This is a genomic window from Pedobacter jeongneungensis (assembly GCF_039538295.1).
GTDB classification, from domain to species: Bacteria; Bacteroidota; Bacteroidia; order Sphingobacteriales; family Sphingobacteriaceae; genus Pedobacter; species Pedobacter jeongneungensis.
Genome location: NZ_BAABBY010000016.1, coordinates 37,896 through 63,147, shown reverse-complemented (window position 1 = coordinate 63,147; position 25,252 = coordinate 37,896). Strand labels below are relative to the sequence as shown.

The following is a 25,252-nucleotide window of genomic DNA, read 5'->3' as shown; positions in this document are numbered from 1 at the left end:
TAATACGAATCTTGTTCTGTTTGTTTTTCATCGTTATTCTTAATGGTTCAGCATAAAAAAAGCTCCTCAGAAATTAATCTGAGGAGCTTTTTATTTAACCGTTACTTACGATTAGTATAAAGTAAATTCTACACGACGGTTTTGTTGACGACCAGCTGCAGTTTTGTTAGTTGCAATTGGTTGGTCAGGTCCGTAACCTGTAGCTTCAATTCTTGATGCATTAGCACCCTGAGATACTAAATAAGCTTTTACTGATTCAGCTCTGTCTTTAGATAAACGTAAGTTTAACTCTCTGCCACCAGTATTATCAGTGTGACCAGCTAATTTTAAGCTAAAGTTTTTCTCTACCAATAAAGCAGCAACACGGTTTAAAGTAGCAAATGATTTAGAACGGATAGTTGATTTACCTAAATCGAATTCTAAGTTAGAAATTGCATCTTTAACTACTTTACGATCTTCTTCAGTAATTACTCTTGTTTCTTTAATTACTTCGCGTTGAACTTTGATTGGGCAACCAGAACCATCAACAACTGTACCTGAAGCAGTTCCAGGGCATTTGTCGAATTTATTTGCTACACCATCGTTATCGTCATCACCAAGGTCTTTAGCATATTGCTCTCTGTCGCGTTGTGCATTTTGCTCAGCAGTAGATAATGCTCTTCTTAATTCAGAACTTTCTTCAGCGCTTTGCTGACGTAAATTAGCTAATGAGCTATAGTTTTGTAACTGAGGTTTTTCTTTACTACCCAAAGCAAATTCTAAACCTGCGTGTGCATAAGCAAATCTGTCGTTAGCACCAGTGTTAACACCATCAAATTTAGCAGATTTCACAAAATTTACATCGTAACCTAAATCTACGTTAATGCCTTTTGCAACACCTAGTTTAAAACCGGCACCTACAGGTACAAACCAGCCTTCTCTGTAATAACCTGCATCTTGCGTATTAGCTGGTGTAGTTGTAGCACCAGATGACATGTAACCCGCACCTGCTTTTAAGTAAGGGATAATCACTGCATTCTCATTATTGATGTTGATATTAGCAACATTCCAGACTGCTGATAATGCACCAGACCACTGCATATTGGTTTTGTAACCTGTGTTAGCAGCATAAGTGGTATTTCCGGCAGCATCAATTCCGTTAGCAATTCTTAACTCTTCTACTTTACCAGCTAAGAAATCTGCCTGAATACCTAATTGAGGTAAAATTTGTTTTTTAATGTAACCACCGTATCCGATATGCTCTACCGGAGTTTGAAACTGGTGATTTGAATTGCCGAAAATAGTTCTTGGTGTTAATAAACCTCCGTGAACACCTACTGACCAGGTACGGAATTCTTTAGGAGAGAAACGTCCTGTAGTACTCGTAGTTGTTGGTGTCTCCTGCGCAAATAATTGTGATGATAAACCTAATAATGCAACCAACATTGTTGATTTTGTAATTCTCGTATTCATGTTCTTCTATTTTTTAAATATTAGTGTCTTAACAGTTTTTATGTCGTACTGTTTTGCATTGGCTAAGAAAAAATCTTGCCAAACACTATATTTTTTACTCAAATAGCATGTTATCAGAAGATTAGGAGGTTAAATTAAATTCACAAAAAAGTTACTTAACCATAGGTAATCAATAAGAATTTGTATAGTATTCTATACATTTTAAGGAATTTAAACGATTTTAATCAGTAGAAATTCTATTTGTCTGACGGATTTTTTTTATGGTTCAACAGCAATTCAACCGTTTTTTCGAGCCTGCTGTTCCGTGTTTTTTCTTGTTTTGCAGATAATACCCATAACACGTATTCTTTTCGATGGCTATAGGCAAGCTGGTTAAAATATGCCAAAGCTTGTGGATGACCGGAAAGAGCGGTTTGTAAATCAACCGGAAGTTTAACGGTTTTATTTACCGGATCTATATATTCGCCATATTCATTGGTTTGAATATGGTCGTTTCGCATTCCCGATGGTTTAACTTTTTCAATAAGTTTTAAACGTAAAGCTGTCCACGTTTCATTTACTGCTGCCGATGCGCAGGGCGTTAAGCCAAAAGCATTCAGTTCTTGCCAGCTTTTCATCAGATCGAGATCTGATTTGATTTTTGCTGATTTTTTGGGATAAAAAACCCAGAAAATGGTTTTGGCGTTAATCTGTCTTAAATTCCTCTGAATTTGCTGGTTAAGCTGATCTTTACTTATGGTGAAGGTAATTAATGTATTAAAATCAGCTTCTTCGTTATATTTTATAACAATATCGGATGGGATGTCACCAAATATGGCTGCTGCATGTTCAGGCGCATCAACAACTTTAACAGTATAACTTGGTTTTACCTGAAGCTTTTTTAAAAATAGATTTTCCATTTGAATAGTGCGAAGTCTGCGGTCCGATGTCCGAAGATAATATTACAAAAATCGATGTATTTTCTGTGTTTTTTTCTCCGTGATCTTTGGTAAAAAACTTAGATGATTACAACCTTAATTTAGCAAAGAAATCCCAGAATACAATACCGGCAGAAATTACAATGTTAAAAGAATGTTTTGTGCCGAATTGGGGAATTTCGATGCATTCGTCGATTTTAGCCATTACTTCATCGCTCACACCATCTACTTCATTTCCAAAAATCAAAGCATATTTTTTATTTGGATCGGGTTGAAAAGTATTTAGCATCGTGCTGTTTTCGGCCTGCTCAATGGCAACAATCTCGTAACCTAAGTCCCTTAAGGCATCAACAGCTTGTAAAGTATCTGTATAATGGATCCAATCAACAGATTGAGTAGCGCCTAAAGCCGTTTTTTCTATTTCACGGTGTGGCGGCTGTGCGGTAATGCCGCAGAGAATCACTTTTTCCAGGGCGAAACCATCTGCTGTACGGAATATAGAGCCCACATTGTGCATGCTGCGCACATTATCCAACACCACTACAACAGGTAATTTCTCCTGTGCCTTAAATTCTTCAATATCCGGACGATTTAACTCGTCTAATTTTAATTTTCTCATGATTTTTTAAAATGATGCCACAGATAAAAGAATTACACCGATTGATATCGTCGTATCTGTATTTACATGTATACATCTTGTATTAAATGTTGTTATAAACTGGTTGGTCCACCACCAATTTCGCTAATGTAAATGGCAGCCGGGTAACCAATTTTAGCTACGTAGTAATCTGTTAAATGTTTGGCAAAATCTTCTTCAAAACCTTTTTCCAGTAGAGCAATGGCACAACCACCAAAGCCTGCACCGGTCATGCGTGCACCAATAACATGCTCATAATCTTTACAAAAATCCACTACAGCATCCAGTTCTTTTCCGCTTACCTCATATAAGTTTCTTAAAGATTCGTGTGAGGCATACATCAAACGGCCAAATTCTTCAAGATTACCGCCATTTAAGGCTTTTGCTGCTAAATGAACACGGTCGTTTTCTTTTACCACATGGGTGGCGCGGTTTAAAATAACTTCATCGGTTATTACATGGCTGTGCAGTGCAAATTTCTCTGCATTAAGTTCGCAAAGGTAATGAAGTGTGATTTCTTCGTTAAGCTGCTTTAAGGCCGTTTGGCATTCTGCAACACGCTCATTGTATTTAGAATCTGCCAGTTCGCGGGGCTTGTTGGTATTAATGATGGCCAAAACATACTTGCCAAGCTCCACATCAACCATTTTATATTTTAAGGTCTCGCAGTCTAAAACAATCGCTTTGTTTTTTTCACCAAAAGCAACTGCAAACTGGTCCATAATGCCTGAGTTTAGACCAATAAAATCATTCTCCACCCGTTTGGCTATTTTAACAAGTTCCAGTTTATCGTAACCTAAATTGAAATGGGTATTTAGCGCATATGCTGTGGCAATTTCGATAGATGCTGAAGATGAAAGTCCCGATCCGATGGGAATATTCCCATAAAAAAGAAAGTCTAATCCGGTTATTTCTTTTCCATCCTTAATCATTTCGTTGATTACACCAACAGGATAATTTGCCCAGTGGTTACCGTCTTTTTCGTTTAAAACATTACTTTCAACAATCGATTCATTCTCGAAATTTAAACTTTTAAACCTGAATTTATGATCCTGATTGGGCGCAATAGCCAGCCATGTTCCCAGGGTAATGGCGCAGGGCATTACTAAACCACCGTTATAATCAATATGCTCGCCAATGAGGTTAACCCTGCCGGGCGTAAAATATATAGCGTGGGCCTTTTTATCGTATTGCTCTGCAAATTTTTCCTCAAGGTTAATGTTCATTTGGCTAAAATATATTTATTAAAAGCATTAATAATAGTATGTTTGTTTAGGAAACAAAAGCCCTAAGTTACAATTTATGAGCGTTCAGCAAACACCTACCGGAAAAATTATTGATGGCGAAGAAGTTATCGCAATCGAATTAACCAATAGTAAAGGCACTTATGTTAAAATATTTAATTATGGTGCAATCATCAACAAATTCATTGTAAAAAATGCCAAAGGCGAGATGCAGGATATTGTACTGGGTTTCGATACTTTTGATGAATACCTTAACCCGGATTACTTAACCCAATACCCGTATTTAGGGGCAATTGTGGGGCGTTATGCCAATCGCATTAAAAATGGCCGTTTTACGATTGATGGTGAAGATTATCAACTGGCACAAAATGCAGGGACGGATACTTTACATGGCGGCATTGAAGGGTTTGATAGAAAAGTATGGGATGTTATCGAAGTGGGCGAAGGAGAGCAGTCGCTGGTTACTTTACAATATGAAAGTGTTGATGGTGAAGAGAATTTTCCAGGCAACCTGATCATTGATCTTACTTTCGAACTGACCGAAAATGATGAACTGATTTTGAGTTACGAGGCAGAAACCGATCAGGCTACGGCAATTAATTTAACACACCACGGTTATTTCAACCTCGCTCCAAATGGTGGGAATATTAAGGACCACAAACAGCAGATTTTTGCTTCACATTACCTGGAGCAGGATAGTAATTACTCGGTTACGGGTAAATTAATCCCTGTTGCAGGAACCAACATGGATTTTACAAAATCTAAAGCGATAGGACAGGATTGGAATGAGGAAGAAGGGTACGATCAAACCTACGTGCTGGATAAAATATACGGTGATTTATCACTGGCCACTAAAACAATTGAGGAAGAAAGCGGTTTAGTGTTAAGCGTATATACAACAGAGCCAGTAGCACATCTTTATACCTCGAAGTATTTGGATGTGAAAAATGGTAAGGGTGGCAGGGATTACGAAAGCTACGGTGCTTTTTGCGTGGAAACACAACATCACCCAAATGCCATTAATATTCCTGAATTTCCAAGTACGGTATTAAGACCTGACGATTTATACACGCAAACAACCATTTACAAAGTTTCATTAAATAAATAATTATGTTCACCATCGAAAACATCCGGGCAGCAGAATCGAAAATTAAAACTGGTGCAGATTTCCCGCAGTTTATAAAAGAAATTAAGGAACTGGGTGTTAGGCGAAACGATGTTTATGTGAGCAATGGTTTATCCATTTATTTTGACAATGAAGATAACGCCCAGCAAGTGAGTCCTGATGGATACCCGGCTTTAATTATCAACGATGAACCTTCTGCCGGAAAACTTGAGCATGCTTTAAAAATACACCAGCAGGGCGAAACAGATTACATTACTTTTTGCAAACAGGCCGCAGATGCAGGAGTGGAGAAATGGGTAACCGATCTGGAAGAAATGACCTGTAAGTACCTGGATGCCGAAGGCAATGAACTGGTAAAGGAAAACATTGCTGAAGTTTAATACACTTAATTAAATTATGATGTTATTCTGATGGCTGATTTAGTCATCAGAGTGGCATTAAACAAGCGTAAAACCCAATATAAATTCCGTACCACCATTTTCTTGCGTTTTCATCTGTATTTTGATATCATTTAATCTCGCAAAATCGCTTACCAGACTTAAGCCAATTCCAGAACCTGATTCTCCAGCCGTTCCTCTTGAAGACATTTCATCACCAAAAACAGCAAAAAGCTTAGCAGCTTTTTTTTGATCCATTCCAATTCCATTATCTTTAATATGAAGAAAAATGTTATTGGTTGCTGTTTCTGCACTGTAAAAAATTTCGATATTGCCTTTCGGTTTGGTAAATTTAATGGCATTGGTAATCAGATTCCTTAAGATAACCATTACCTGTTTCTCATCGATTAATACGATGTCGTTTATTGTTGAGTGATAATGATTTAAGGATATCTGTTTCAATAAACTGGTCTGAGCTAATTCTTTAATAACCAGATCGGTAACGCTACTAAGTTTGTAAGGAATTCTGTTGGCCCTGGTTGATTTATTACTTTTTGTCCATGTGATCAAATCATTCAACATTTCAAGACTGCTTAATATTTTTTCTTGAAAATCATCAATAAAAAGATTAAGTTCTTCCTTACTAAAATCACCTTCTTTAAAAAACCGGGTTGCCTGTAATGTAGTGGCAAATGGCGAACGCAAATCATGACCAATTACCAGTATAAGTTTGTTTTTATAATCGTCGTTGTTTTGTAGTTCTATATTCTGCTGTGCTATCAGATCTTTCTGTTGTAAAATATCGATGTTATTATCAGCTAATAGCCTGTTCAGTTTGCTCTGTTGTTTTGATTTAAGATAAACTATTGCCAATAAAATGGAAACCAGCGATAAAAAAGATATGCTTATTATAATCAATAAACGATTGAGGTGTATGTTCTTTTCTTGTGCAGTAATTTCTTTGGTTAAATACTGATTTTCGAGGTTTTTCTGAATAATTAATAACTCATTTACTCTTTTTTTGGCTTCTTCATCGGAGGCTAAGGTAGCATAATGCGCCTTCTGATCTAATATTTCATAAGCTTTCTTGAAATTCCCTTTTTCCTGATAGGCTTTCGCCAGTAAAGACAAGGATTTTTCAATATTTATTTGATCCTTATTCTTTTTTGCGATAGAAAATCCTAACTCTGCAAACTTTATAGCATTGTCAAACTTTTTTAGGCCAATGTTTGCCTTTGCCATGCTAGTATAAGTAGCGCCGAGTTCCCAATCTGAAACTTCTTTTTGATTGTAAAGTACCGTTTCAAAATATTTTATTCCTTTTTTATAGTCTTGTTTAAGAATAAATAAGTCGCCCAGGCGATTATAGCAGGTAAAAAAGTAAGTTTGATTATTTATATTTTTAGCTATTGCCTGCGCAAGTTGGTAATGTTTGAAAGAGTTATTAAAATAGGCTTGTTTTTTATATTTACCAAAAAGTATGGCATAGCAAAAACCAAGGTTAAACTCATTTAGCATTTGGGTGTTATAATCTTTTATCTTTGTAGAAAGCTCTAGCGCACGATAAAAATGCTTTAAAGCAATAGGGTAATTTTTTTGCTGAACGTAAGCCAAACCGATATCGTTTAGGCAAATGGCTATTAAAGCCTGATCTGAAGTTTTAGTAGCAATTTTATAGGCATCATACAATTCAATAAATGCTTTGTCATAATTATTCTTATAATAATAATTACCAGAAAAATTAAGCTTTGCCTTAGCCTGTCCATAGAGGTATTGATCATTTATAGCAAGTTTATAAGCTTTATCTGCATAAAACCAACTGCTATCAGGATTTTCTTTAAAATATAAATACGAAATTCTGTTCAGTGTATCAATATAGGCATGGGTTTGGTGAAGCCTGTAATGATTTAACCCGGCCTTTTTCATTTCAATAAGCTGTTTGCTCAGTAAATTCCCCTGAGCCAGGGCAGATAAGATATAGCAATTACAAAAAATAAAGAGAGGGATTAATTTCTTCATAATTGACTTTTACTGCTTGAGCAATAAATGTACTGAAATGATATGCTAATTTAAATTTAAATCCTTTCCAGTACCGTTTTAATCGCCTGTTCTACAATTTTATTTGGTTCATTGCTAAATTCGAATTTTACCCTGCTAGCCAGAATCGCATTTACAGAAAGCGCTTTATGTCCTAAAACTTTTGCCAAGGCATAAATCCCCGCCGTTTCCATTTCCAAATTAGTAATGCGGTGCTGATTGCTTCTAAAGCTGTTAATGAGTCCGATAAAATCAGGAACTGCATTTTTTGCCCTTACTATTCTGCCTTGCGGGGCGTAAAAACCAGGTGCCGTAATCGTGATGCCGTGTGCCATATCTTTACCAATAGTATTTAAAAGACTTTCATCAGCAGCAGTTAAATAAGGGTTAATATTTTTTAAATGACCAAAATGCGTTTTAACATCATTCAGTATAAGTTGCTCATCACCAGAGAATTGCTGAAGATAATAATTCATTAAAGCGTCCATACCCAAACCATGTGTAGAAGCTAAAATCGTACCCATCGGGATATCGGGTTGGACCGCTCCTGAGGTACCTATCCGGATAATATTTAGCGAGGTCAGTTCTTTTTTTACTTCACGGGTTTCGAAATCAATGTTCACCAATGCATCCAGTTCATTAAAAACAATATCGATATTATCAGTTCCTATACCTGTTGAAAGCACTGTTACACGCTTTTTTCCTATATACCCCGTATGGGTAATAAATTCGCGCTTACCTTTTTTAAACTCTATCTGGTCGAAATATTTGCTTACTTCGCCAACACGGTCCGGATCGCCAACCGTAATTACAGTATCTGCAATATCTCCGGGGAGAAGATTTAAGTGGTATATGCTGCCATCAGGATTGATGATTAGGTCGCTTTCGGATATTTTCATATTTGGTTTATATTATCCCGCAGATTATCTGGGGTCATTAATTATATTTTGGTTTTGTTGTTTACCCTCAATTTTTCCAGCAGATTTCCCTGATTAACGCAGCGCTAAAAAGCTGTGGTTTTTAAATTGTGCTTAGGTATTTCAACTTAACACCTTCAATTTTATCAAATTTACTTAAAACCTGGTTGAGTTGAGCTTTTCTAACCTCAAATTTTAAGATACAATTGATGTCGAACTGCTGAGCCAAAACCTGTAAATTTTCTTCTTTGGTTAATTTCATTACATCATTCATCTGCAGGTATTCGAAATGGGCTTCATAAATATCATTAACCGTCTTGCTTACTACATTCGAAGCTTTAATGGCCTCTAAACCAGCGTTCTTATAGGCGTTAATTAAACCCGGAACACCAAGTAAAGTGCCACCAAAATAACGGACTACAACGATTAATATATTGGTAATATCTTCAGATAGCAAGCAGTTCAATATTGGTCTGCCGGCTGTGCCAGAAGGTTCCCCATCATCGTTCACCCTGAAAACTGACCGGTTTGGTGTTAAACGGTAGGCATAACAAAAATGATTGGCCTTTGGATGTTCGGTTCGGAGTTTAGCAATAATTGGCTTTACTTCTTCTTCACTACGGATCGGGTAAGAAAAGGCAATAAATTTACTCCCTTTATCGCGAAATATACCTTCTGAGGCACTTTCGATGGTTTTATAGGAATCATCGAACAGCATTTTGCGATAATGTAATGAAAATAACGGCGGCAATGGCCAAAACTATACCCGCATAATTCAGTTTGCTTAATTTTTCTTTAAAGGCAATTACGCCAATTAAAGTTCCAACAATGATAACACCTAAATTCATGGCGGCAAACACTGTAGATGGATTTTCTGCCAGTGCTTTATGTGCCTTCATATAAAAAAGGATATTTCCGAAATTAAAGAAGCCTAAAATTAGTCCGCAGGCTACGTTTACCAGCTGTAACTTTATCTTGCCCGAAATGACCATCACGATTACAATCAACAACGATACGATAAACGAAAGGCAGAAAACAGTGAAAAGGGAAGTGGTATAAGGCAAATCCTTATAAAGTGCAATTTGTTTAAAAAGGACATCAATAACGCCAAAGCCAACAAAAACCATTATGGGATATAGCAGATTCCCTTTGTCGTCTTTTTTATCTGATTTGCGGAGAAAAGTTAAAATGATTGCTGCAAATCCGATAGCTAAACCTATAATTTTGAAATTATTAAAATCTTCTTTAAAAATAAAGTAAGCTGCTAATATGGGAATGAACAATGATAAACGTTGCGCGATATCAGTTTTAACGATACCCAGATTTTTAACTGATGCTGCCAGAAATAAAAATATGGATGGTAGCAATATGGCCAGCGCAATATAATTTGGCCATGGCGCACTGGTAGTTACCAGCGATACATCGGGTTTTAAAAACAGAAAACATAAGATAAGTGCAGCCAGGTAATTAACCGTAACGGCCTGAATAATGCTGATTTGGTATCGTTTGGCGAGCTTTAACAGAATAGCAACCGTAACACTACAACAGATGCTTAAGATAATGTAAATCATTTATTTATGTCGTTTATATAGATAGAGAGTTTATCATTTTCAACTTGGATATGTTCTTTCAGGTTTCCATTTATAGTGGGTGAAGGAATGCCATCTTTCCAGCTGTTTGATGAGGTGAAGATACGTGCTTCATCCCAAAGATTAGCAGACAAAAACTGATTTATGATATTTGCCCCACCTTCGATAATTACGGATTGTATATCCATTAAGTAAAGCTGAAATGCAACCTTTTGAGCGAAATAAAAATGCATATCTTCCATTTGGATATAATGGACATTACCAACAACATCGGTTTTAATTTCGTTAAATATGATGGTTTTGGCCGCTATGTTAAAAATGTGATTGGATATTGGAACCTGCAGGTTTTTATCGATCACCAAGCGTACAGGGTTTTTACCCGGCCATTCCCGCGCTGTTAATTGCGGATTATCCATTATGGCAGTCTGTTTTCCGATTAAAATTGCATCTTCCTCAGTACGCCACCGGTGCGCCAAACGTTTGGCCAAAGCACTACTAATCCATTTTTGATGACCATCAGTTGTTGCAAAATAGCCATTCGCCGTTTCAGCCCATTTTAAAATAATATAAGGCCTCTGCTGTTGTATCCTGGTGAAAAATCTTCTGTTAAGGTAACGACATTCTTCATCTAAAACACCGCTTATTACCTCAATTCCGGCGTTTTTAAGTTTTTCAATTCCCTTACCATCAACGCTTGAAAATGGATCTCTGTTGCCTATCACCACCCTTTTAATCTGGTGTTTCACGAAAAGATCGGCACAGGGCGGGGTTTTGCCAAAATGGGCACATGGTTCTAAACTCACATAAGCGGTGGCCTGTTTTAACATTGCTTCGGCTTCTTCTCCGAACTGATCAAATACAGCTTTTACAGCATTTGGTTCTGCATGTGCTTTTCCATATTCCTGGTGGTAACCTTCGCCGATAATTTTGTCATTCAGTACAATTACACATCCTACCATTGGGTTCGGGCTTACGTTACCCATACCTAAGGCGGCTAGCTCCAGACAACGTTTTATATAGAATTCATCGCTCATTAGCGCAAAAGTAGTAAAAAAAGCGTCATGGGCTGATCAAAACAGATTTGTTATCGTCGCAAATAAGTAATTTTGCCTTACATGAATATAGGCGCGCTTGAAGAGCAATACAAATTGGAATTAATGTCGTTATACGGCAGCGAAGAGGCTAAGTGGTTGTTTAGTTTAGCCGCTGAGCAGGTTTTAAACTTATCCCGCAATAAACTGATGATGCTGAAAGACCAGGAAATCAGTTTTATCAATTTGCAAAAATTGCTGAGCATCCTAAACGATTTGCAGATCGGCAAACCCATTCAGCATATTCTGGAAGAAGCGCATTTTTATGGATTGGTTTTTAAAGTAAATGAAAATGTATTGATACCAAGGCCCGAAACAGAGGAACTGGTAGAGTGGATCATCTCTGTTTGCAGTTCGCGGACTAATGTTGATGATTTTAAGATTCTGGATATTGGAACAGGATCTGGCTGTATTCCGGTTACCCTAAAAAAATACTTACCGAATACCCGGATATCTACATTAGATATTTCACCTGAGGCTATTGAGGTGGCCAAGCAAAATGCGCTTCAAGTTGGCGTGGAAATTGATTTTATAACGGCGAATATTTTGACTTTTCAATATGAAGAAAAATTTGATGTTATCGTAAGTAATCCTCCATATATCAGGGATTTAGAAAAAGGTGAAATGCGTGATAATGTACTATTGCACGAACCTCATCTGGCCCTGTTTGTAAGGGATGAAAATCCACTGATTTTCTATAAAGCCATTGCCGATTTTGCTAAAACCAACTTAAAACCCAAAGGACAATTATATTTTGAGATCAACGAATATTTAGGTGAAGAAACTATTGAAATGCTAAAAGATAAAGACTTTGTAAATATTGAGTTAAGGAAAGATATGCAAGGGAAAGATCGGATGATAAGAGCAAGGATTTGATGGATGAGGTAGGATGGATGATGTAAGATGGGGAATGGATAAGGTACATAGGGGGCGTCATCTCGACTGAACCGCAGTGGAATGCCCGCCTGCTTCGGGCAGGGAGAGATCTATCTCTTTGCGGATCTTTCGATCGCATTGTACTTCGCTCGAGACGGTCAGTTCTAACTTAGTGTCTTAGTGTTTTGTGGTTAAAAAATATTACTAAGCCCTCGGATGAAACTGTGTGATTACCTCTTTTAAATAATCTCTATCAATGTGCGTATAAATTTCTGTTGTGGTAATGCTCGAATGGCCCAGCATTTCCTGTACCGCACGTAAATCAGCACCGCCTTCAATTAAATGTGTAGCAAACGAATGTCTTAAAGTATGCGGACTGATTGTTTTCTTTAGTCCTGTTGCTATGGCCAGACTTTTAATCAGGTTAAAGATAGAAATACGCGAAAGTTTAGCCCCAAAACGGTTTAAAAAGATAAAATCTTCATGTCCTTTTTTAATGTTTGCGTGCACACGTACTTCATTGATGTAAATATCAAGCAGTTTTAAAGCTACACTTCCAATGGGAACCAGCCGCTCTTTATTTCCTTTCCCAATTACCTTTATAAATTCAATCTGCGGGAAAAGACTCGAAATCCTTAGTTCTGTTAATTCAGTAACCCTTAAGCCACAACCGTATAATACTTCCATAATGGCTTTGTTTCGCATGCCTTCTGGTTTTGAAGCATCTATTGCGGCTATCAACTCGTTAATCTCATGTATATTGAGCGTATCAGGTAATTTTCGGCTCAGTTTAGGCGCTTCCAGTAAAGTGGTTGGATCGTTAGAGATGACATCTTCGAGCATTAAATAGGCAAAAAAAGCTTTCAGTCCTGATATTACCCTGGCTTGTGTGCTGGCAAGCATACCAAGTTCATTTAACCACGAAATAAAAGATTTTAAGTCAGTTATGGTGATATCTGTGAGTTTTGGTTCTTCATTTAATGACTTAAAATATTGGGCAAGTTTGTCAATATCATTCAGATAAGCCTCTACAGAATTGCCAGATAATGACCGCTCAAGCTTTAAATAAGACTTAAATCCTTTAATATATGATGGCCAAAGCATGCTTTTATATGAGATTTTTTATAACATTGCAACGTTACAACATTTAACGTTACTACATAGCATGAAAATACAAATTATTAACGGACCAAACTTAAACTTATTGGGCGTTCGTGAGCCATCTATCTACGGAAATACCAATATTGAAGATTATATTAAGGAATTAAAAACCGTTTATCCCCAGATTGAAATTGAGTATTACCAAAGCAATGTAGAAGGAGAAATCATTAATAAATTGCACGAAGTTGGTTTCAGTTATGATGGTGTTGTGCTTAATGCCGGTGGTTATACGCATACCTCAGTTGCCATTTCAGATGCCATTGCAGCCATTAAAACGCCTGTTGTTGAAGTTCACATTTCGAACATTTATGCCCGCGAAGAATACCGCCATGTTTCGTTAACAGGAAAAAACTGTCAGGGTGTTTTAACCGGTTTCGGTATAAAAGGTTACCGTTTGGCTATTGAAAGTTTGTTGGTTTAATTTAAAACTAAAGCTGTCAGATGCTACCATCTGACAGCCATACAAACCTAGCGTAATAAGAATGCTTTGCAATCAATTTCACAAAGCTTACTCCGTTACACTTTCTATGTCAATTGCGAAAAATATTTGATTTTCTTAATAAAAAACGCCCAAACAATACTGTAGTGGTACACTCCTGTATGTTCGGAGTAAGTTTTTTGAACTACCTTTCGTTTTTTGTTTGTTTTTGATAAGGACTTCAGGAAATGCCAATGTCCCTTAGTTACCGCCATAGTGAATTTGGGTTTCCCTGTGAGTAAAAAATGCCACCAGGCTATAAAATCAATAAACATGCGGATGGTAATCCGGAAAATTGCATCACCTGCAGGAAGGTTTTTCTGCATGATAATAAGGTTGTTTCTGAAATTAAGGTAAGTTTTAAATGGATTTTCCGTTTGTAAAGTTCCGCCACCAACATGGTACACTTCGGCATCGGGACAATACATAATTTTATAATTCAGGTTTTTTAATCTCCAGCAAAGGTCGATTTCTTCCATATGGGCAAAAAGATCGGCGTCTAAACCACCGGCTTCCCTCCAACATTTGCTTTTGATAAAAAAAGCTGCACCACTGGCCCAAAACACTTCCTTTTGTTCATTGTATTGCCCATTGTCGTGCTCGTAAACATTAAAAAGTCTGCCACGGCAAAAAGGAAACGCATAAATATCCAGATATCCGCCGGCAGCACCGGCATATTCGAACTGATTTTTATTTAAATGCCATTTAATTTTTGGTTGCGCTGCTGCAATCTGCGCATCACTTTCCATCAGGTTGATCACCGGTTTAATCCAGTTTGGAATAACTTCAACATCTGAGTTAAGTAAAATAAAATAATCGGCTTCTACACGTTCCAATACTTTGTTGTAGCCCCCTGCAAATCCGTAATTCTGGTCGTTTTGAATAATTTTAACAGTTGGGAAGTTTTCCTGTAAAAATGAAACTGAATCGTCGGTTGAGGCATTATCTCCTACAATTATTTGCAGGTTATCATATTCGGAACGTAAAATTCCGGATAAAAACTGATTTAAATATGCTTTTCCATTCCAGTTTAATATTACAACGGCTACTGATGGGTTCATTCTTTTTATTCGGGTTTAAATTTCCAGCGTTTATGGCTCCAGAGCCAGTATTGAGGCTGTTCTTTTATAATATTTTCTAAAAATTTAAAGTGCAGGTCGGTGATTTCAAATTCATCCATTTTGGCTGGTTCGAGGCACATTGGCAACACTTCTATATGATAATAACCTTTTTTAACCACATTTACTTTAAAGTAATATATCGGTCTTTTGGTCGATTTTGCAATTTTTTCTACCCCTAAAAGTGCCGCAGTGGGCTGATTTAAAAAATCTGCGAAATATTTGGTTTCTTCCCTCGTGGGGGATTGATCGCTCGCGAAACACAAAAGAGTAGGTTCATTTTTATAGGCAGCCATGCCACGTAAAGTCTGGCGCATCGCGATAAAAATATTGCCATATTTGGTGCGCATACAATCAAACCAGGTTTCAAAAATTTTATTTTTAATGGGTTTAAAAATGACCATGGTTTTGGCTGAAATGCTTAACCCAAGCGCTAAAGTGCCCAATTCCCAGTTTCCATAATGCCCGGTACAGGCCAATACACTTTCTCCGTTTTTAAAATGAACTTCCAATTGTTCCAGTCCCGTAAACTTTACCCTTTTCAAGGTTTCCGCTTTCGAAATACTGGTCATTTTAATGATTTCAAAAATAAGTTCGGCCAGGTACAAGAAGAATTTTTTTTCAATGGCTTTAATTTCAGCCGCTGATTTTTCTGGAAAAGATTGGGTTAAATTCTGCCTGACAACTTTTTTTCGATAGCCAATTACGTAATAAAGCAGATAATATAGTAATCTTGCAAAAAAAAACAGCAAAGGCAAAGGAAGCAGCGACAACAGGTATAAAAAAAATACGCCAACGTGCGCAATCCCTCTTTTAATCATTATTTTTAAAACGTTTCAGGTACAAACATAAATTTTCAAATGCAGAATACAGCTATACTTCCGTTATTTTATCTTCCGCCAGTAGGTTATTTTAGTTTATTGCAAAAGCTTGGAGAAGATTTTTTAATCGAAAAACATGAGCATTTAGCCAAGCAAACTTACCGTAACAGGGCCAGTATTTATTCGCCCAATGGCAAACTTGATATTACCGTTCCGGTGGTTAAGGGTGCTAAAACACATACGAAAATGAAAGATGTACGGATCAGTTACGATTTTAACTGGCAGCGGTTGCACTGGCTGAGTTTAGAAAGCTGTTACCGGAGTTCTGCTTATTTCGAGTTTTACGAAGATGAATTATCCCGTTTTTATACCGGTAAATTTGAGTTTCTGTTTGACTACAATCTCGAACTTTTAGAATGGCTTAACAAAAAACTCAAATTGAATAAAAACTTCGAAGTTACCCCTGAATACTTTGACGATATCAAACCGGAACTGGATTTTCGCGCAGCCATGAACCCTAAAAAACAGGAAGATATTGTAAACAATAAGCCATATTATCAGGTTTTTGAAGATAAACATCAATTTTTACCCAACTTAAGTATTGTTGATCTGTTATTTAACCAGGGTCCGCAAGCCCGGCTATATTTATAACCTATGGGAAAAAACAAGCCACGCAACCGTCATAAACACTATAAAGTTCCAGCTCCGGGTACCAGTCCGGGTTTGTATGCCATTGATGAAGAGGCTTTAAAGCCTATAATTGTGTTGCATACTTATAATGAAAAAACTTATAAGAAAACAGAAATCCAGAATATCAATAACATTGATAAACTGATCGAGAACAAAGATTTCTATTACTGGTTTGATATCAAAGGGCTGGCTGATCCTAATATTTTTGAAACGCTTTATAATAAACTTGATATCAGCAGGCTTGTGCTTGAAGATATTACCAGTTCTTACCAGCGGCCTAAACTGGATGAATACGATAACGACAAGTATATTTTTTCGGTAAGCAGGCACTTATATCTGAATGATGATAATGTGCTTTGCAACGATCAGATTTCCTTTATTTTATCAGAACGCACGCTGATTACCTTTCAGGAAACCTATGCCGATTGTTTTGAACCGGTGCGGAAACGTTTGGAAGTAGGGAAAGGCAACATCCGTATCGGGGGCAGCAGCTATCTGATGTACGCCATCATGGATGTGATTGTAGATAACTACTTTGCCTTATTGAATTTTTGGGGGGAAGAGCTGGATGCGATTGAAGACCGCTTGTATGACCATCCTGATAAAAGGATCATGTACGATACACAGGCCATTAAGCGATCATTGATCACCATCAGAAAAGTAACCTGGCCGGAAAGGGATAAGTTAAATGATATTATCCGTACGGATAGCCCCTTGATATCTGATTTGACCAAAACCTATATGAAAGATGCTTACGACCATTGCATCCAGATTATTGATTTTATAGAATCTTTAAAAGAGATTGCCTCTGCCAACATTGATATGAATTTATCGATCATTAGTAACCGGATGAACGAAATTATGAAGGTATTGACCATTATTTCGTCCATATTTATACCATTAACCTTTATTGCAGGGATTTACGGGATGAATTTTAGCAGGGAAGACCCGGCAACCGGAAAAATACTGAAAGACAATATGCCAGAATTATATGCAGCACACGGTTATTTATACACCTGGATTGTTATGGCAGTAATTGCGATTTTACAGGTAATTTATTTTTGGCGTAAAGGTTGGTTTAAATAAGACATTATTTTTAAAATGTACCAGTTTTTGGTAACTTTAGTAATATTTTAATATTAAAACGATGGGACGAAATACATCTATGGCTTTAGGAGATCATTTTGAAAATTTTGTTGATGAAAGAATTTCTGAAGGAAGATTTAAAAATGCAAGTGAAGTTATTCGGGCAGGGTTAAGATTATTGGAAGATGAAGAAAATAAAATCAAAATTTTAAAAGAAGCACTTCAGGCAGGACTTGATAGCGGAACGGTGAAGGATTTTGATCCTAAAAAACATCTTGAAATGTTGAAAGCCAAAAAGAGGGAAAATGGCTAGTTTCTCTCTTAGTAGAAAAGCGATTGAAGATTTAAGTGAAATTTGGAATTATACTTATGATGTTTGGTCTGAAAATCAAGCAGACAAATATTATAAGCTACTCATTGGATTTTGTACTCAGATTGCAAAGAAACCTGAAATAGGTAGAAATTATAAGGAGACAAACCAAAATGTATTAGGATTTAAAGCCGGCGAACATATCATTTTCTATCTGATAATCGAGAATGGAGAAATCGAAATAGTTAGGATTTTACACGCTAAGATGGATTTAGGAGCTAAATTGTCAGAATTTTAATTACACTAATAAATGATTAGTATTAAAAATCACTTATTGTAAAAATTCAATTTTTAATATTTGTAGCTTTAGGGCGTTTTGGTTAGGTTATAGATGCAGTCATTCGAAATAGATAAAAGCGACGTACTCAAGGTTAAAAATGCAATTTTAGCCGGCGATGAAACTTTAAAAGTAGTTTTAGAGGAATATCATGCCTCAGAAATCGCAATTTTGTTCGAACGTTTGGATAAATCTGAACAACGGCATATCATTAATCTGCTTCCGGCAGAGATCGCTTCCGAAATTATTTCGGAAATGGATGAAGAATCCCACCCTGAAGATTTACTTTTTGAACTTCACCCCGATAAACGTACCGAAATTGTTGAGGAGCTGGATTACGATGATGCAACAGACATCATTTCCCAGCTGGAAGATCATGAGCAGAAAGAAATTCTGGAAGATCTTACTGAAGATCATGCCTCTGAAATCCGTAATCTTTTAACCTACGACGAAAAAACTGCCGGTGGTTTAATGAACACAGAACTGATCTGTGTAAATATCAATCTCACCAAAAAAGATGCGATAGACGAGATTATCCGTCAAAGTGAGGAAATGGAAGAGTTTTATACCATTTATGTGGTAGATGACGAAGAAATTTTTAAAGGAATTGTTTCGTTAAAAGACATTATCAAAGCCAAACACAATGCCAAAATAACCGAACTGGTTAAGGAAGATGCGGTTTATGTTCATCCCGATACCGATCAGGAAGAGGTTGCCAACCTGATTTCACAATACAATTTAACCAGTATCCCGGTAATTAATGAACATCAAAAATTACTGGGAAGGGTAACTTTCGATGATGTGATCGATGTTATGGAGGCAGAAAGTACCGAAGATATCTTGAAAATATCAGGGGTATCTGAGGATGAGGAATTGAGCGGTAACTGGGTAGAAGCAGTAAAATCGCGTTTGCCATGGCTCATCATTAACCTCGGAACAGCTTTTTTAGCATCATCAGTAGTACGTTATTTCGATCCAACTATCAAATTAATTCCATCTTTAGCAGCTTACATGACTATTATTGCCGGAATGGGCGGAAATGCGGCCACTCAGGCACTTGCTGTAACGGTCAGGCGTATTTCACTTTACGATTTAACGGATAAACAGGCTTACCGGACAGTTTTAAAAGAGTTTACCGTAGGCTTAATTAATGGTGCATCAAACGGATTAATCGTATTTATTTTTGCTTTCTTTTTTGATGGAAACCCGATGCTTGGCCTGGTTATCTTCCTGGCTATGACGGGTAATCTGATTATTGCAGGCATCACAGGTGCAGGTATTCCGCTTATTTTAAAAAGGGTAGGTATAGATCCTGCCATTGCATCCTCTATAATTATTACTACTTTTACCGACGTTTTTGGTTTCCTTTTAATTTTAGGATTGGCCAGTAAACTTTTATTATAATCAGGTTTAGGATTTTGGGACGTCATACCCGAAAGACTAAATAAAGCGCCTGTTAATTAACTAAGACTACATAAAATTAAATCTGTAAAATCTGATCCACATGCAAACAACAAGACACGATTGGACAAAAGAAGAAATATACGAAATTTACAACAGGCCATTTCTGGACCTGGTTTACGAAGCTGCAAGTATCCATAGAGAAAATAAAGATTATAATGAAGTTCAGGTAAGTTCATTAATCTCGATCAAAACCGGAGGCTGTGCCGAAGATTGTTCCTATTGCCCGCAGGCTGCCCGCTACCATACCGATTTAGAAGTACAGCCTTTAATGCAGGTTGGCCAGGTAGTTAGCGCTGCTGTAAAAGCTAAAGAAGGTGGCGCATCACGTTTATGCATGGGTGCTGCATGGCGAGAAGTACGCGATAACCGCGATTTTGACCGTGTAATTGAAATGGTTAAAGCTGTAAATGATATGGATATGGAAGTTTGCTGTACTCTGGGCATGCTTACCGAAAGCCAGGCGCAACGTTTAGCAGATGCCGGTTTATATGCTTACAATCACAATATCGATACTTCTGAAGATGATTATAAACGTATCATCTCTACCAGAACTTACGATGACCGTTTAAATACCATTAAAAACGTGCGTAAAGCAAAATTAACAGTTTGTAGTGGTGGTATTATTGGTTTAGGCGAAACTGTTGAAGATCGTGTTTCGATGTTGCAAACCTTATCAAACATGGAAAAACACCCTGAATCCGTGCCGGTTAATGCTTTGGTTCCGGTAAAAGGAACGCCATTGGAAAATCAGCCACGTGTTCCAATCTGGGATATGGTAAGGATGATTGCTACAGCGCGGATCGTAATGCCAAATTCGGTAGTACGTTTATCTGCAGGTAGAAATGAGATGAGCACTTTAGAACAGGCTTTTTGTTTTATGGCAGGGGCTAGCTCTATCTTCGCAGGCGATAAGTTATTAACTACGCCAAATCCTGCTTTTGTAGATGATATGGCCATGTTTGAATTATTAGGCTTAAAAACCCGCGATGCCTTTAAAAATGGTCGCCCGGTAAATACAAGAATTGCAGAAGAAGCTGTTTAATTCAAAATAATTGTGCTGTCAGATGTTATCATCTGAAAAACGAAAAAGTCCCGGTTAAATTTTAACCGGGACTTTTTTGCTTTTGCGTCAGTTAGAAGTAACTGACGCAATACAGGAAATCAATATGTATCGCAAGATATCTCTCTCCCGAATATTCGGGACGCCGCCGCTTTTAATTAAACCGCCGTAACCCTTACTTCAATATTTCCTTTTGTTGCTTTAGAATATGGGCAGGCCCTGTGCGCTTTATCGGCTAAAGATTGTGCTTCTTCATGTGATATTCCGGGAATATGTACATCCAGATCTGCCGAAAGTGCAAATGCATTTCCATCTTTATTAAAGGAAACCAGTACTTTAACATTTGCGTCGCTAACATCAACACCTTCACGTTCGGCTATTGAACCTAAAGCACCTAAATAACATGGTCCCCATGCTGCAGCAAATAATTCTTCCGGATTGGTTGCACCACCTTGTCCACCCAATTCTTTTGGCTTTCTTAATTCGAAATCTAAAATCCCGTCACTCGATTTAATGTGTCCGTCTCTTCCACCAGTAGCTGTAACTTCAGCTGTATATAGCTTTTCCATAATAATATTGTTAATTGATTTAGATTAACAATTTATAGTTGTCTTTGTTTTATATATCAGAAAGACTGTATAAACATACTCTAAATCGTATATATGACAATTTTATGAATATCTTTTGGTCATTTCATGTAAAAAAAAGGGTATTTCATCAGCTCTTATTCAGTTGAAAATCCGATAGAAATCCGTATGCCAATTATTATAGGATAGGCTAGGATAATTTTAATGCGCCTAAAAATCAATCGATTATAATTTAATATCCTATAGACCCGGCGAAAGTTATCGTTTATAATACTCATATTTCGGTATCAGGTTTCGTGTAAAAAAGTATGGCTTTATCTTGACACAAAAGCGTTGAACATACTAAAACGATATTTTTATATCATTACTGTTTAAAATCATCCCGTTGTTAAATCGATTGTTTCTGATGTTGCTTATAGCAAGTTTCGCTATGCCATCTAAATTATGTGCGCAATCCTCTCCGGAGAATATTGGATTTGAAAATGGAAATTTTCAGAACTGGAAGATTTATGCCGGCACAATTGCGATTGAAAACAATCAGAATGTAGTCACAATGAATGAGGTGCCCAAACCGATTTCAGGCAGACATACGATCATCAGCAATAAAAACATGGTTGATCCTTATGGCGGTTTTCATTTGATCCCACCTTCTGGCGGAAACTATTCGGTTAAGTTGGGAAACAATGTTACCGGTGCGCAGATTGACGGAATATCTTACCTGATGACTGTTCCCGCCGATCGGCCTGAATTTACATTAACTTATCAATATGCAGTTGTTTTAGAAGATCCAGATCACGAACCTTTTGAGCAGCCCCGTTTTATTGCCAGAATAAAGGATGTAGAGAAGAATGAATACATTCCATGTGCATCATTCGAATATGTAGCTACTTCATCATTGCCGGGTTTCAAAAAATCCGCGGAGTACGAAAGTGTTATTTATAAAGACTGGTCGCCTGTAACCATTAATTTATCAGGCTATCAGGGCAAGCAACTACTTGTCGAATTTATCAGTACCGATTGTTCGAGAGGGCAGCATTTTGGCTATGCTTACATAGATATCAATAATGTTTACGGAGATTTAATTACCGGCAATACTTATTGTGCCAGTGCAGATGCGGTCGGTTTATCTGGCCCGGGTGGCTACCAAACCTACAATTGGTATAGCGCAGACCGGACAATTAATTATGGTTCCGGACAATCGATTAATATTAAACCTAAACCTGCCGACGGCTCCCGCATTCTGCTCGATTTAGTCCCTTACACCGGTTTTGGATGTCCAAGTACAGTAAGTACTGTAATTCACGGAATAGATTATGAGCTTAAAGTTTTAAAAAAAGATGTGGTATGCCAGGATGCTGAAATTGATCTTTTGGATGCAAAATACATTCTGAATAAATCGGAAGGTTTTACTTATCTGGTTTATGAAGATAAAGATTTAAGCAAGCTTATAAATAGCCATGTTAAAATAACAGCCGATAAAACTTTTTATATCAAAAGCACCAATAACAAAGGCTGCGAAAGTGTTGTTCCGGTTGATATTTCGGTATTCGACGCGGCAAATATAAATACCAAAAATCCGGAAGCGGTATGTTATTCGGAAAGTGTTGACATTACAAATTCAGCATTGTATATGGGTAATTTAGAAGGGATTAGCCGATCGTATTTTGCAGATGAAGCAGCAACGAAAATCATCTCAGATCCACAGCACATTAATAAAACGGGCAGGTATTTTATCAGGCTTTCCAACCAAATGGGGTGTAGCAAAATCATTTCTATTGAGGTAACCGTTAAAGATAAACCCGTTTTAAAAGTGACCAATCCTAAACCTGTATGTATTCCGTTAACGGTAGATATTACATCGGCAGAAAATTTTTCGGGCAGTGATGCAAGCTTTAAGTACAGTTTTTATAAGGATCGGGAACTGAGCACTCTGCTTACCGATCCGTTACATATTGATAAACCGGGTACTTATTATGTAAAAGCAATTAATGCAGAAGGATGCATGGTTAGCAATAAAATAGAAGTTGTGATTAATGATCTTCCTGTGCTCCAGGTTAAAAACCCTGAAGCGGCGTGTTATCCTGATCAGGTAGATATTACCAATCCGGTACTTTACATTGGTTCAACGGAAAATTTAAAGTATTCGTTTTTTTACGATGCGGCATTGACGAATAAGGTTACCTCTCCTAAAACTATTGCAAAAGCAGGTATTTATTATATTAAAGCTGAAAATGATGGCGGATGTTTTACTACCGGTAAAGTTCAGGTGAACTTTAATACCGCTCCGGTTTTAGTGCTGCATAAACCCAAAGCAGTTTTTGATAATGGTTTTATAGATTTAACTTCTTCAGAAATTACCAAAGGCAGCAGCGTTTTTGTAAAGGCGGGCTACTTTGAAGATGCTTATCTGAAACGTCCGGTAGCTGATCCTACAAAGGTGAACAAAGCAGGTATTTATTATATTTCTATCCAGAACGAAAGCGGATGTATAGCATCAGCACCAATAGAAGTGGATATTTTACCTCAACCTAAAATTGTTGTTCCTACGGCATTTACCCCTCAAAAAGATACCAATAACCGTTTATATCCATTTTTGGTGAGCATCCAGAAACTGATCAGCTTTAAAGTGTATAACAAATGGGGAATTTTGGTGTACCAAAGCGACTCGTTGGCCAACGGAGGCTGGGACGGGCAGTTTAAAAGCCAGATGCAACCCCTGGAAACTTTTTCGTGGTTTGCAGAAGGCATTGACACATTTGGAGGTAAATTTCAATCAAAAGGAAAAACCATACTCATATTATGATGCACAGACAGCTACTCATTTTATTTTTTTGCCTGGCTACAATATGCTGTTCGGCACAGGATCCGAAGTTTTCGCAATATTTCGCGGCTCCTTTAACTTTAAACCCGGCATTTACGGGCTTTTTTGATGGTGATTACCGTATAGCTGCCAATACCAGGCAACAATGGGGCAATCTTGGTGATCCCTATAATACCTATAGTGTTTCAGGTGATTTAAAACTGGTAGAAGATGAAAATTTTACCAATAGTTATTTCAGTTTGGGTTTGAGCGGATTGTTTGACGAATCTTTAAATAAAGCCTTAAAATCGCAATATATCAGTGCAAGTGTTTCTTATTATCAGTATATGGATGAGGGGCACCGGTTTAAATTTGGTTTGGCGCCACAGGTTTCGTATGTTTCGAAGTATCTGGATTATAACAAACTTACTTTTGCTTCTCAATATAATGGCGACGGAGGTTTTAACAGCGCTATGCCTAATTACCTTGATTTAAAAAATGACAAAACATCATATTTCGACCTGAATATCGGGGCCAATTTTGCTGCCAGTTTTGATTATTGGAGTTTTGCTGTTGGTTATGCACAATATCACCTTACAAAGCCCCAGGAAGCGCTTTTAAGCAATAGTACCGATATTGTATCGGCACGGAAAACTGTTAATTTTGGATTACTTTATCTTTTAAATAACAATATTGATTTAAATGTAACAGGCGTGTATAATGCCCAAAAAAATAATAGAGATATGATTTTTGGTACTGTTTTGGGACTTAAACCCGGTGATGAAACCAAAATGAAGCTAAACTTTGGCATGTGGTACAAATTTAACGAAGCTTCATTTTATCCGTATGTTGGAGTAGCCATGGGAAACATCAGCGCCGGAATGAATTACACGGTTTATGGGAGCAAATTGCTGAGCGCTACGCCGCGTACATACGAATTGTCATTCATTTACCGGCATAATAATTTTAAAGGTTTTAAAGTGCCTTGCCCCAGGTTTTAGGGGTTGTTGTTTTATAGATTTATAGATCATGTTTTCTGAGCCATCATTACCATTATCTTTAATTACAACGGTACCA

The 25,252-nt window shown here is 37.2% G+C and carries 25 protein-coding genes; 12 read left to right on the top strand and 13 right to left on the bottom strand.

What is annotated here, in order from left to right:
- Window positions 1–111: 111 nt before the first annotated feature.
- The 4 genes from ABD769_RS23500 to ABD769_RS23485 all read right to left on the bottom strand — a co-directional run bounded on the left by ABD769_RS23500 (window position 112) and on the right by ABD769_RS23485 (window position 4,232).
- Window positions 112–1,452: an OmpA family protein gene (locus ABD769_RS23500; protein WP_344853812.1), complete on the bottom strand. Its 1,341-nt coding sequence runs from the start codon at window positions 1,450–1,452 to the stop codon at window positions 112–114.
- 236 nt (window positions 1,453–1,688) lie between these two features.
- Window positions 1,689–2,351: a YdeI/OmpD-associated family protein gene (locus ABD769_RS23495; protein WP_344853810.1), complete on the bottom strand. Its 663-nt coding sequence runs from the start codon at window positions 2,349–2,351 to the stop codon at window positions 1,689–1,691.
- A gap of 106 nt (window positions 2,352–2,457) precedes the next feature.
- Window positions 2,458–2,988, bottom strand: coding sequence for an RNA methyltransferase (locus ABD769_RS23490; protein ID WP_344853809.1), 531 nt, complete (start codon window positions 2,986–2,988; stop codon window positions 2,458–2,460).
- Window positions 2,989–3,080: 92 nt separating this feature from the next.
- On the bottom strand, window positions 3,081–4,232 hold the full coding sequence (locus tag ABD769_RS23485; RefSeq protein ID WP_344853807.1) for a galactokinase: 1,152 nt from the start codon (window positions 4,230–4,232) through the stop codon (window positions 3,081–3,083).
- Window positions 4,233–4,308: 76 nt separating this feature from the next.
- Here ABD769_RS23485 and ABD769_RS23480 point away from each other — a divergent pair, with 76 nt between their 5' ends.
- Window positions 4,309–5,358, top strand: coding sequence for an aldose epimerase family protein (locus tag ABD769_RS23480; protein WP_344853806.1), 1,050 nt, complete (start codon window positions 4,309–4,311; stop codon window positions 5,356–5,358).
- Between the two features lie 2 nt (window positions 5,359–5,360).
- Complete coding sequence (locus ABD769_RS23475; RefSeq protein ID WP_344853804.1) at window positions 5,361–5,756, top strand: DUF1398 domain-containing protein; 396 nt, start codon at window positions 5,361–5,363, stop codon at window positions 5,754–5,756.
- A 57-nt stretch (window positions 5,757–5,813) separates the two neighbouring features.
- Here ABD769_RS23475 and ABD769_RS23470 read toward each other — a convergent pair whose 3' ends face one another.
- The 5 genes from ABD769_RS23470 to ribD form a co-directional block, all read right to left on the bottom strand.
- Window positions 5,814–7,772, bottom strand: a complete 1,959-nt coding sequence (locus ABD769_RS23470; RefSeq protein ID WP_344853803.1) for a tetratricopeptide repeat-containing sensor histidine kinase — start codon at window positions 7,770–7,772, stop codon at window positions 5,814–5,816.
- A 56-nt stretch (window positions 7,773–7,828) separates the two neighbouring features.
- Entirely contained in the window at window positions 7,829–8,689 is an 861-nt protein-coding gene (locus ABD769_RS23465; RefSeq protein WP_344853802.1) for a nucleoside phosphorylase, read from the bottom strand.
- A 121-nt stretch (window positions 8,690–8,810) separates the two neighbouring features.
- Entirely contained in the window at window positions 8,811–9,425 is a 615-nt protein-coding gene (locus tag ABD769_RS23460) for an IMPACT family protein (RefSeq protein ID WP_344853801.1), read from the bottom strand.
- Entirely contained in the window at window positions 9,412–10,278 is an 867-nt protein-coding gene (locus ABD769_RS23455; protein ID WP_344853800.1) for an EamA family transporter, read from the bottom strand. Before ABD769_RS23455 ends, ABD769_RS23460 begins: the two co-directional genes overlap by 14 nt.
- Window positions 10,275–11,330, bottom strand: coding sequence for a bifunctional diaminohydroxyphosphoribosylaminopyrimidine deaminase/5-amino-6-(5-phosphoribosylamino)uracil reductase RibD (ribD, locus tag ABD769_RS23450; protein ID WP_344853799.1), 1,056 nt, complete (start codon window positions 11,328–11,330; stop codon window positions 10,275–10,277). The genes ABD769_RS23455 and ribD overlap by 4 nt, the downstream gene beginning before the upstream one ends.
- A gap of 81 nt (window positions 11,331–11,411) precedes the next feature.
- On the opposite strand from ribD, the gene prmC reads away from it, so the two are divergent.
- Window positions 11,412–12,263 (top strand): peptide chain release factor N(5)-glutamine methyltransferase, encoded by an 852-nt coding sequence (gene prmC, locus ABD769_RS23445; protein WP_344853798.1) that lies wholly within the window; start codon window positions 11,412–11,414, stop codon window positions 12,261–12,263.
- Window positions 12,264–12,467: 204 nt separating this feature from the next.
- Here the strand turns inward: prmC and xerD are convergent, their stop codons facing one another.
- Complete coding sequence (xerD, locus tag ABD769_RS23440; protein ID WP_344853797.1) at window positions 12,468–13,367, bottom strand: site-specific tyrosine recombinase XerD; 900 nt, start codon at window positions 13,365–13,367, stop codon at window positions 12,468–12,470.
- Window positions 13,368–13,428: 61 nt separating this feature from the next.
- Here xerD and aroQ point away from each other — a divergent pair, with 61 nt between their 5' ends.
- Window positions 13,429–13,845, top strand: a complete 417-nt coding sequence (gene aroQ / locus ABD769_RS23435) for a type II 3-dehydroquinate dehydratase (RefSeq protein WP_344853796.1) — start codon at window positions 13,429–13,431, stop codon at window positions 13,843–13,845.
- A gap of 104 nt (window positions 13,846–13,949) precedes the next feature.
- On the opposite strand, the gene ABD769_RS23430 is transcribed toward aroQ, so the two are convergent.
- Both ABD769_RS23430 and ABD769_RS23425 read right to left on the bottom strand, forming a co-directional pair.
- Window positions 13,950–14,963: a glycosyltransferase family 2 protein gene (locus ABD769_RS23430; RefSeq protein ID WP_344853795.1), complete on the bottom strand. Its 1,014-nt coding sequence runs from the start codon at window positions 14,961–14,963 to the stop codon at window positions 13,950–13,952.
- 5 nt (window positions 14,964–14,968) lie between these two features.
- Window positions 14,969–15,841 (bottom strand): lysophospholipid acyltransferase family protein, encoded by an 873-nt coding sequence (locus tag ABD769_RS23425; RefSeq protein WP_344853794.1) that lies wholly within the window; start codon window positions 15,839–15,841, stop codon window positions 14,969–14,971.
- A 39-nt stretch (window positions 15,842–15,880) separates the two neighbouring features.
- On the opposite strand from ABD769_RS23425, the gene ABD769_RS23420 reads away from it, so the two are divergent.
- The 6 genes from ABD769_RS23420 to bioB all read left to right on the top strand — a co-directional run bounded on the left by ABD769_RS23420 (window position 15,881) and on the right by bioB (window position 20,770).
- Window positions 15,881–16,492, top strand: a complete 612-nt coding sequence (locus ABD769_RS23420; RefSeq protein ID WP_344853792.1) for a WbqC family protein — start codon at window positions 15,881–15,883, stop codon at window positions 16,490–16,492.
- Window positions 16,493–16,495: 3 nt separating this feature from the next.
- Entirely contained in the window at window positions 16,496–17,617 is a 1,122-nt protein-coding gene (gene corA / locus ABD769_RS23415) for a magnesium/cobalt transporter CorA (protein ID WP_344853791.1), read from the top strand.
- Between the two features lie 61 nt (window positions 17,618–17,678).
- Window positions 17,679–17,930 carry a type II toxin-antitoxin system ParD family antitoxin gene (locus ABD769_RS23410; protein WP_344853790.1) on the top strand — a complete coding sequence of 84 codons (252 nt, stop codon included), beginning with the start codon at window positions 17,679–17,681 and terminating at the stop codon, window positions 17,928–17,930.
- A complete protein-coding gene (locus ABD769_RS23405) occupies window positions 17,923–18,225 on the top strand; it encodes a type II toxin-antitoxin system RelE/ParE family toxin (RefSeq protein ID WP_344853789.1) in 303 nt (100 codons plus the stop codon). The genes ABD769_RS23410 and ABD769_RS23405 overlap by 8 nt, the downstream gene beginning before the upstream one ends.
- Window positions 18,226–18,318: 93 nt before the next feature.
- Window positions 18,319–19,668, top strand: coding sequence for a magnesium transporter (mgtE, locus tag ABD769_RS23400; protein WP_344853787.1), 1,350 nt, complete (start codon window positions 18,319–18,321; stop codon window positions 19,666–19,668).
- A 100-nt stretch (window positions 19,669–19,768) separates the two neighbouring features.
- Entirely contained in the window at window positions 19,769–20,770 is a 1,002-nt protein-coding gene (gene bioB, locus ABD769_RS23395) for a biotin synthase BioB (protein WP_344853786.1), read from the top strand.
- A gap of 176 nt (window positions 20,771–20,946) precedes the next feature.
- Here the strand turns inward: bioB and ABD769_RS23390 are convergent, their stop codons facing one another.
- Complete coding sequence (locus tag ABD769_RS23390; protein WP_344853785.1) at window positions 20,947–21,357, bottom strand: organic hydroperoxide resistance protein; 411 nt, start codon at window positions 21,355–21,357, stop codon at window positions 20,947–20,949.
- 448 nt (window positions 21,358–21,805) lie between these two features.
- Here ABD769_RS23390 and ABD769_RS23385 point away from each other — a divergent pair, with 448 nt between their 5' ends.
- Window positions 21,806–24,178 (top strand): T9SS type B sorting domain-containing protein, encoded by a 2,373-nt coding sequence (locus ABD769_RS23385; protein ID WP_344853784.1) that lies wholly within the window; start codon window positions 21,806–21,808, stop codon window positions 24,176–24,178.
- Window positions 24,175–25,176, top strand: a complete 1,002-nt coding sequence (locus ABD769_RS23380; protein WP_344853783.1) for a PorP/SprF family type IX secretion system membrane protein — start codon at window positions 24,175–24,177, stop codon at window positions 25,174–25,176. The genes ABD769_RS23385 and ABD769_RS23380 overlap by 4 nt, the downstream gene beginning before the upstream one ends.
- The last annotated feature ends 76 nt before the right edge of the window (window positions 25,177–25,252 follow it).

Coding starts and splice junctions, on each gene's coding strand:
- ABD769_RS23500 (WP_344853812.1), bottom strand. CDS start 1,452: ATGAATACGAGAATTACAAAATCAACAATGTTGGTTGCATTATTAGGT.
- ABD769_RS23495 (WP_344853810.1), bottom strand. CDS start 2,351: ATGGAAAATCTATTTTTAAAAAAGCTTCAGGTAAAACCAAGTTATACT.
- ABD769_RS23490 (WP_344853809.1), bottom strand. CDS start 2,988: ATGAGAAAATTAAAATTAGACGAGTTAAATCGTCCGGATATTGAAGAA.
- ABD769_RS23485 (WP_344853807.1), bottom strand. CDS start 4,232: ATGAACATTAACCTTGAGGAAAAATTTGCAGAGCAATACGATAAAAAG.
- ABD769_RS23480 (WP_344853806.1), top strand. CDS start 4,309: ATGAGCGTTCAGCAAACACCTACCGGAAAAATTATTGATGGCGAAGAA.
- ABD769_RS23475 (WP_344853804.1), top strand. CDS start 5,361: ATGTTCACCATCGAAAACATCCGGGCAGCAGAATCGAAAATTAAAACT.
- ABD769_RS23470 (WP_344853803.1), bottom strand. CDS start 7,772: ATGAAGAAATTAATCCCTCTCTTTATTTTTTGTAATTGCTATATCTTA.
- ABD769_RS23465 (WP_344853802.1), bottom strand. CDS start 8,689: ATGAAAATATCCGAAAGCGACCTAATCATCAATCCTGATGGCAGCATA.
- ABD769_RS23460 (WP_344853801.1), bottom strand. CDS start 9,425: ATGCTGTTCGATGATTCCTATAAAACCATCGAAAGTGCCTCAGAAGGT.
- ABD769_RS23455 (WP_344853800.1), bottom strand. CDS start 10,278: ATGATTTACATTATCTTAAGCATCTGTTGTAGTGTTACGGTTGCTATT.
- ribD (WP_344853799.1), bottom strand. CDS start 11,330: ATGAGCGATGAATTCTATATAAAACGTTGTCTGGAGCTAGCCGCCTTA.
- prmC (WP_344853798.1), top strand. CDS start 11,412: ATGAATATAGGCGCGCTTGAAGAGCAATACAAATTGGAATTAATGTCG.
- xerD (WP_344853797.1), bottom strand. CDS start 13,367: ATGCTTTGGCCATCATATATTAAAGGATTTAAGTCTTATTTAAAGCTT.
- aroQ (WP_344853796.1), top strand. CDS start 13,429: ATGAAAATACAAATTATTAACGGACCAAACTTAAACTTATTGGGCGTT.
- ABD769_RS23430 (WP_344853795.1), bottom strand. CDS start 14,963: ATGAACCCATCAGTAGCCGTTGTAATATTAAACTGGAATGGAAAAGCA.
- ABD769_RS23425 (WP_344853794.1), bottom strand. CDS start 15,841: ATGATTAAAAGAGGGATTGCGCACGTTGGCGTATTTTTTTTATACCTG.
- ABD769_RS23420 (WP_344853792.1), top strand. CDS start 15,881: ATGCAGAATACAGCTATACTTCCGTTATTTTATCTTCCGCCAGTAGGT.
- corA (WP_344853791.1), top strand. CDS start 16,496: ATGGGAAAAAACAAGCCACGCAACCGTCATAAACACTATAAAGTTCCA.
- ABD769_RS23410 (WP_344853790.1), top strand. CDS start 17,679: ATGGGACGAAATACATCTATGGCTTTAGGAGATCATTTTGAAAATTTT.
- ABD769_RS23405 (WP_344853789.1), top strand. CDS start 17,923: ATGGCTAGTTTCTCTCTTAGTAGAAAAGCGATTGAAGATTTAAGTGAA.
- mgtE (WP_344853787.1), top strand. CDS start 18,319: ATGCAGTCATTCGAAATAGATAAAAGCGACGTACTCAAGGTTAAAAAT.
- bioB (WP_344853786.1), top strand. CDS start 19,769: ATGCAAACAACAAGACACGATTGGACAAAAGAAGAAATATACGAAATT.
- ABD769_RS23390 (WP_344853785.1), bottom strand. CDS start 21,357: ATGGAAAAGCTATATACAGCTGAAGTTACAGCTACTGGTGGAAGAGAC.
- ABD769_RS23385 (WP_344853784.1), top strand. CDS start 21,806: ATGCCATCTAAATTATGTGCGCAATCCTCTCCGGAGAATATTGGATTT.
- ABD769_RS23380 (WP_344853783.1), top strand. CDS start 24,175: ATGATGCACAGACAGCTACTCATTTTATTTTTTTGCCTGGCTACAATA.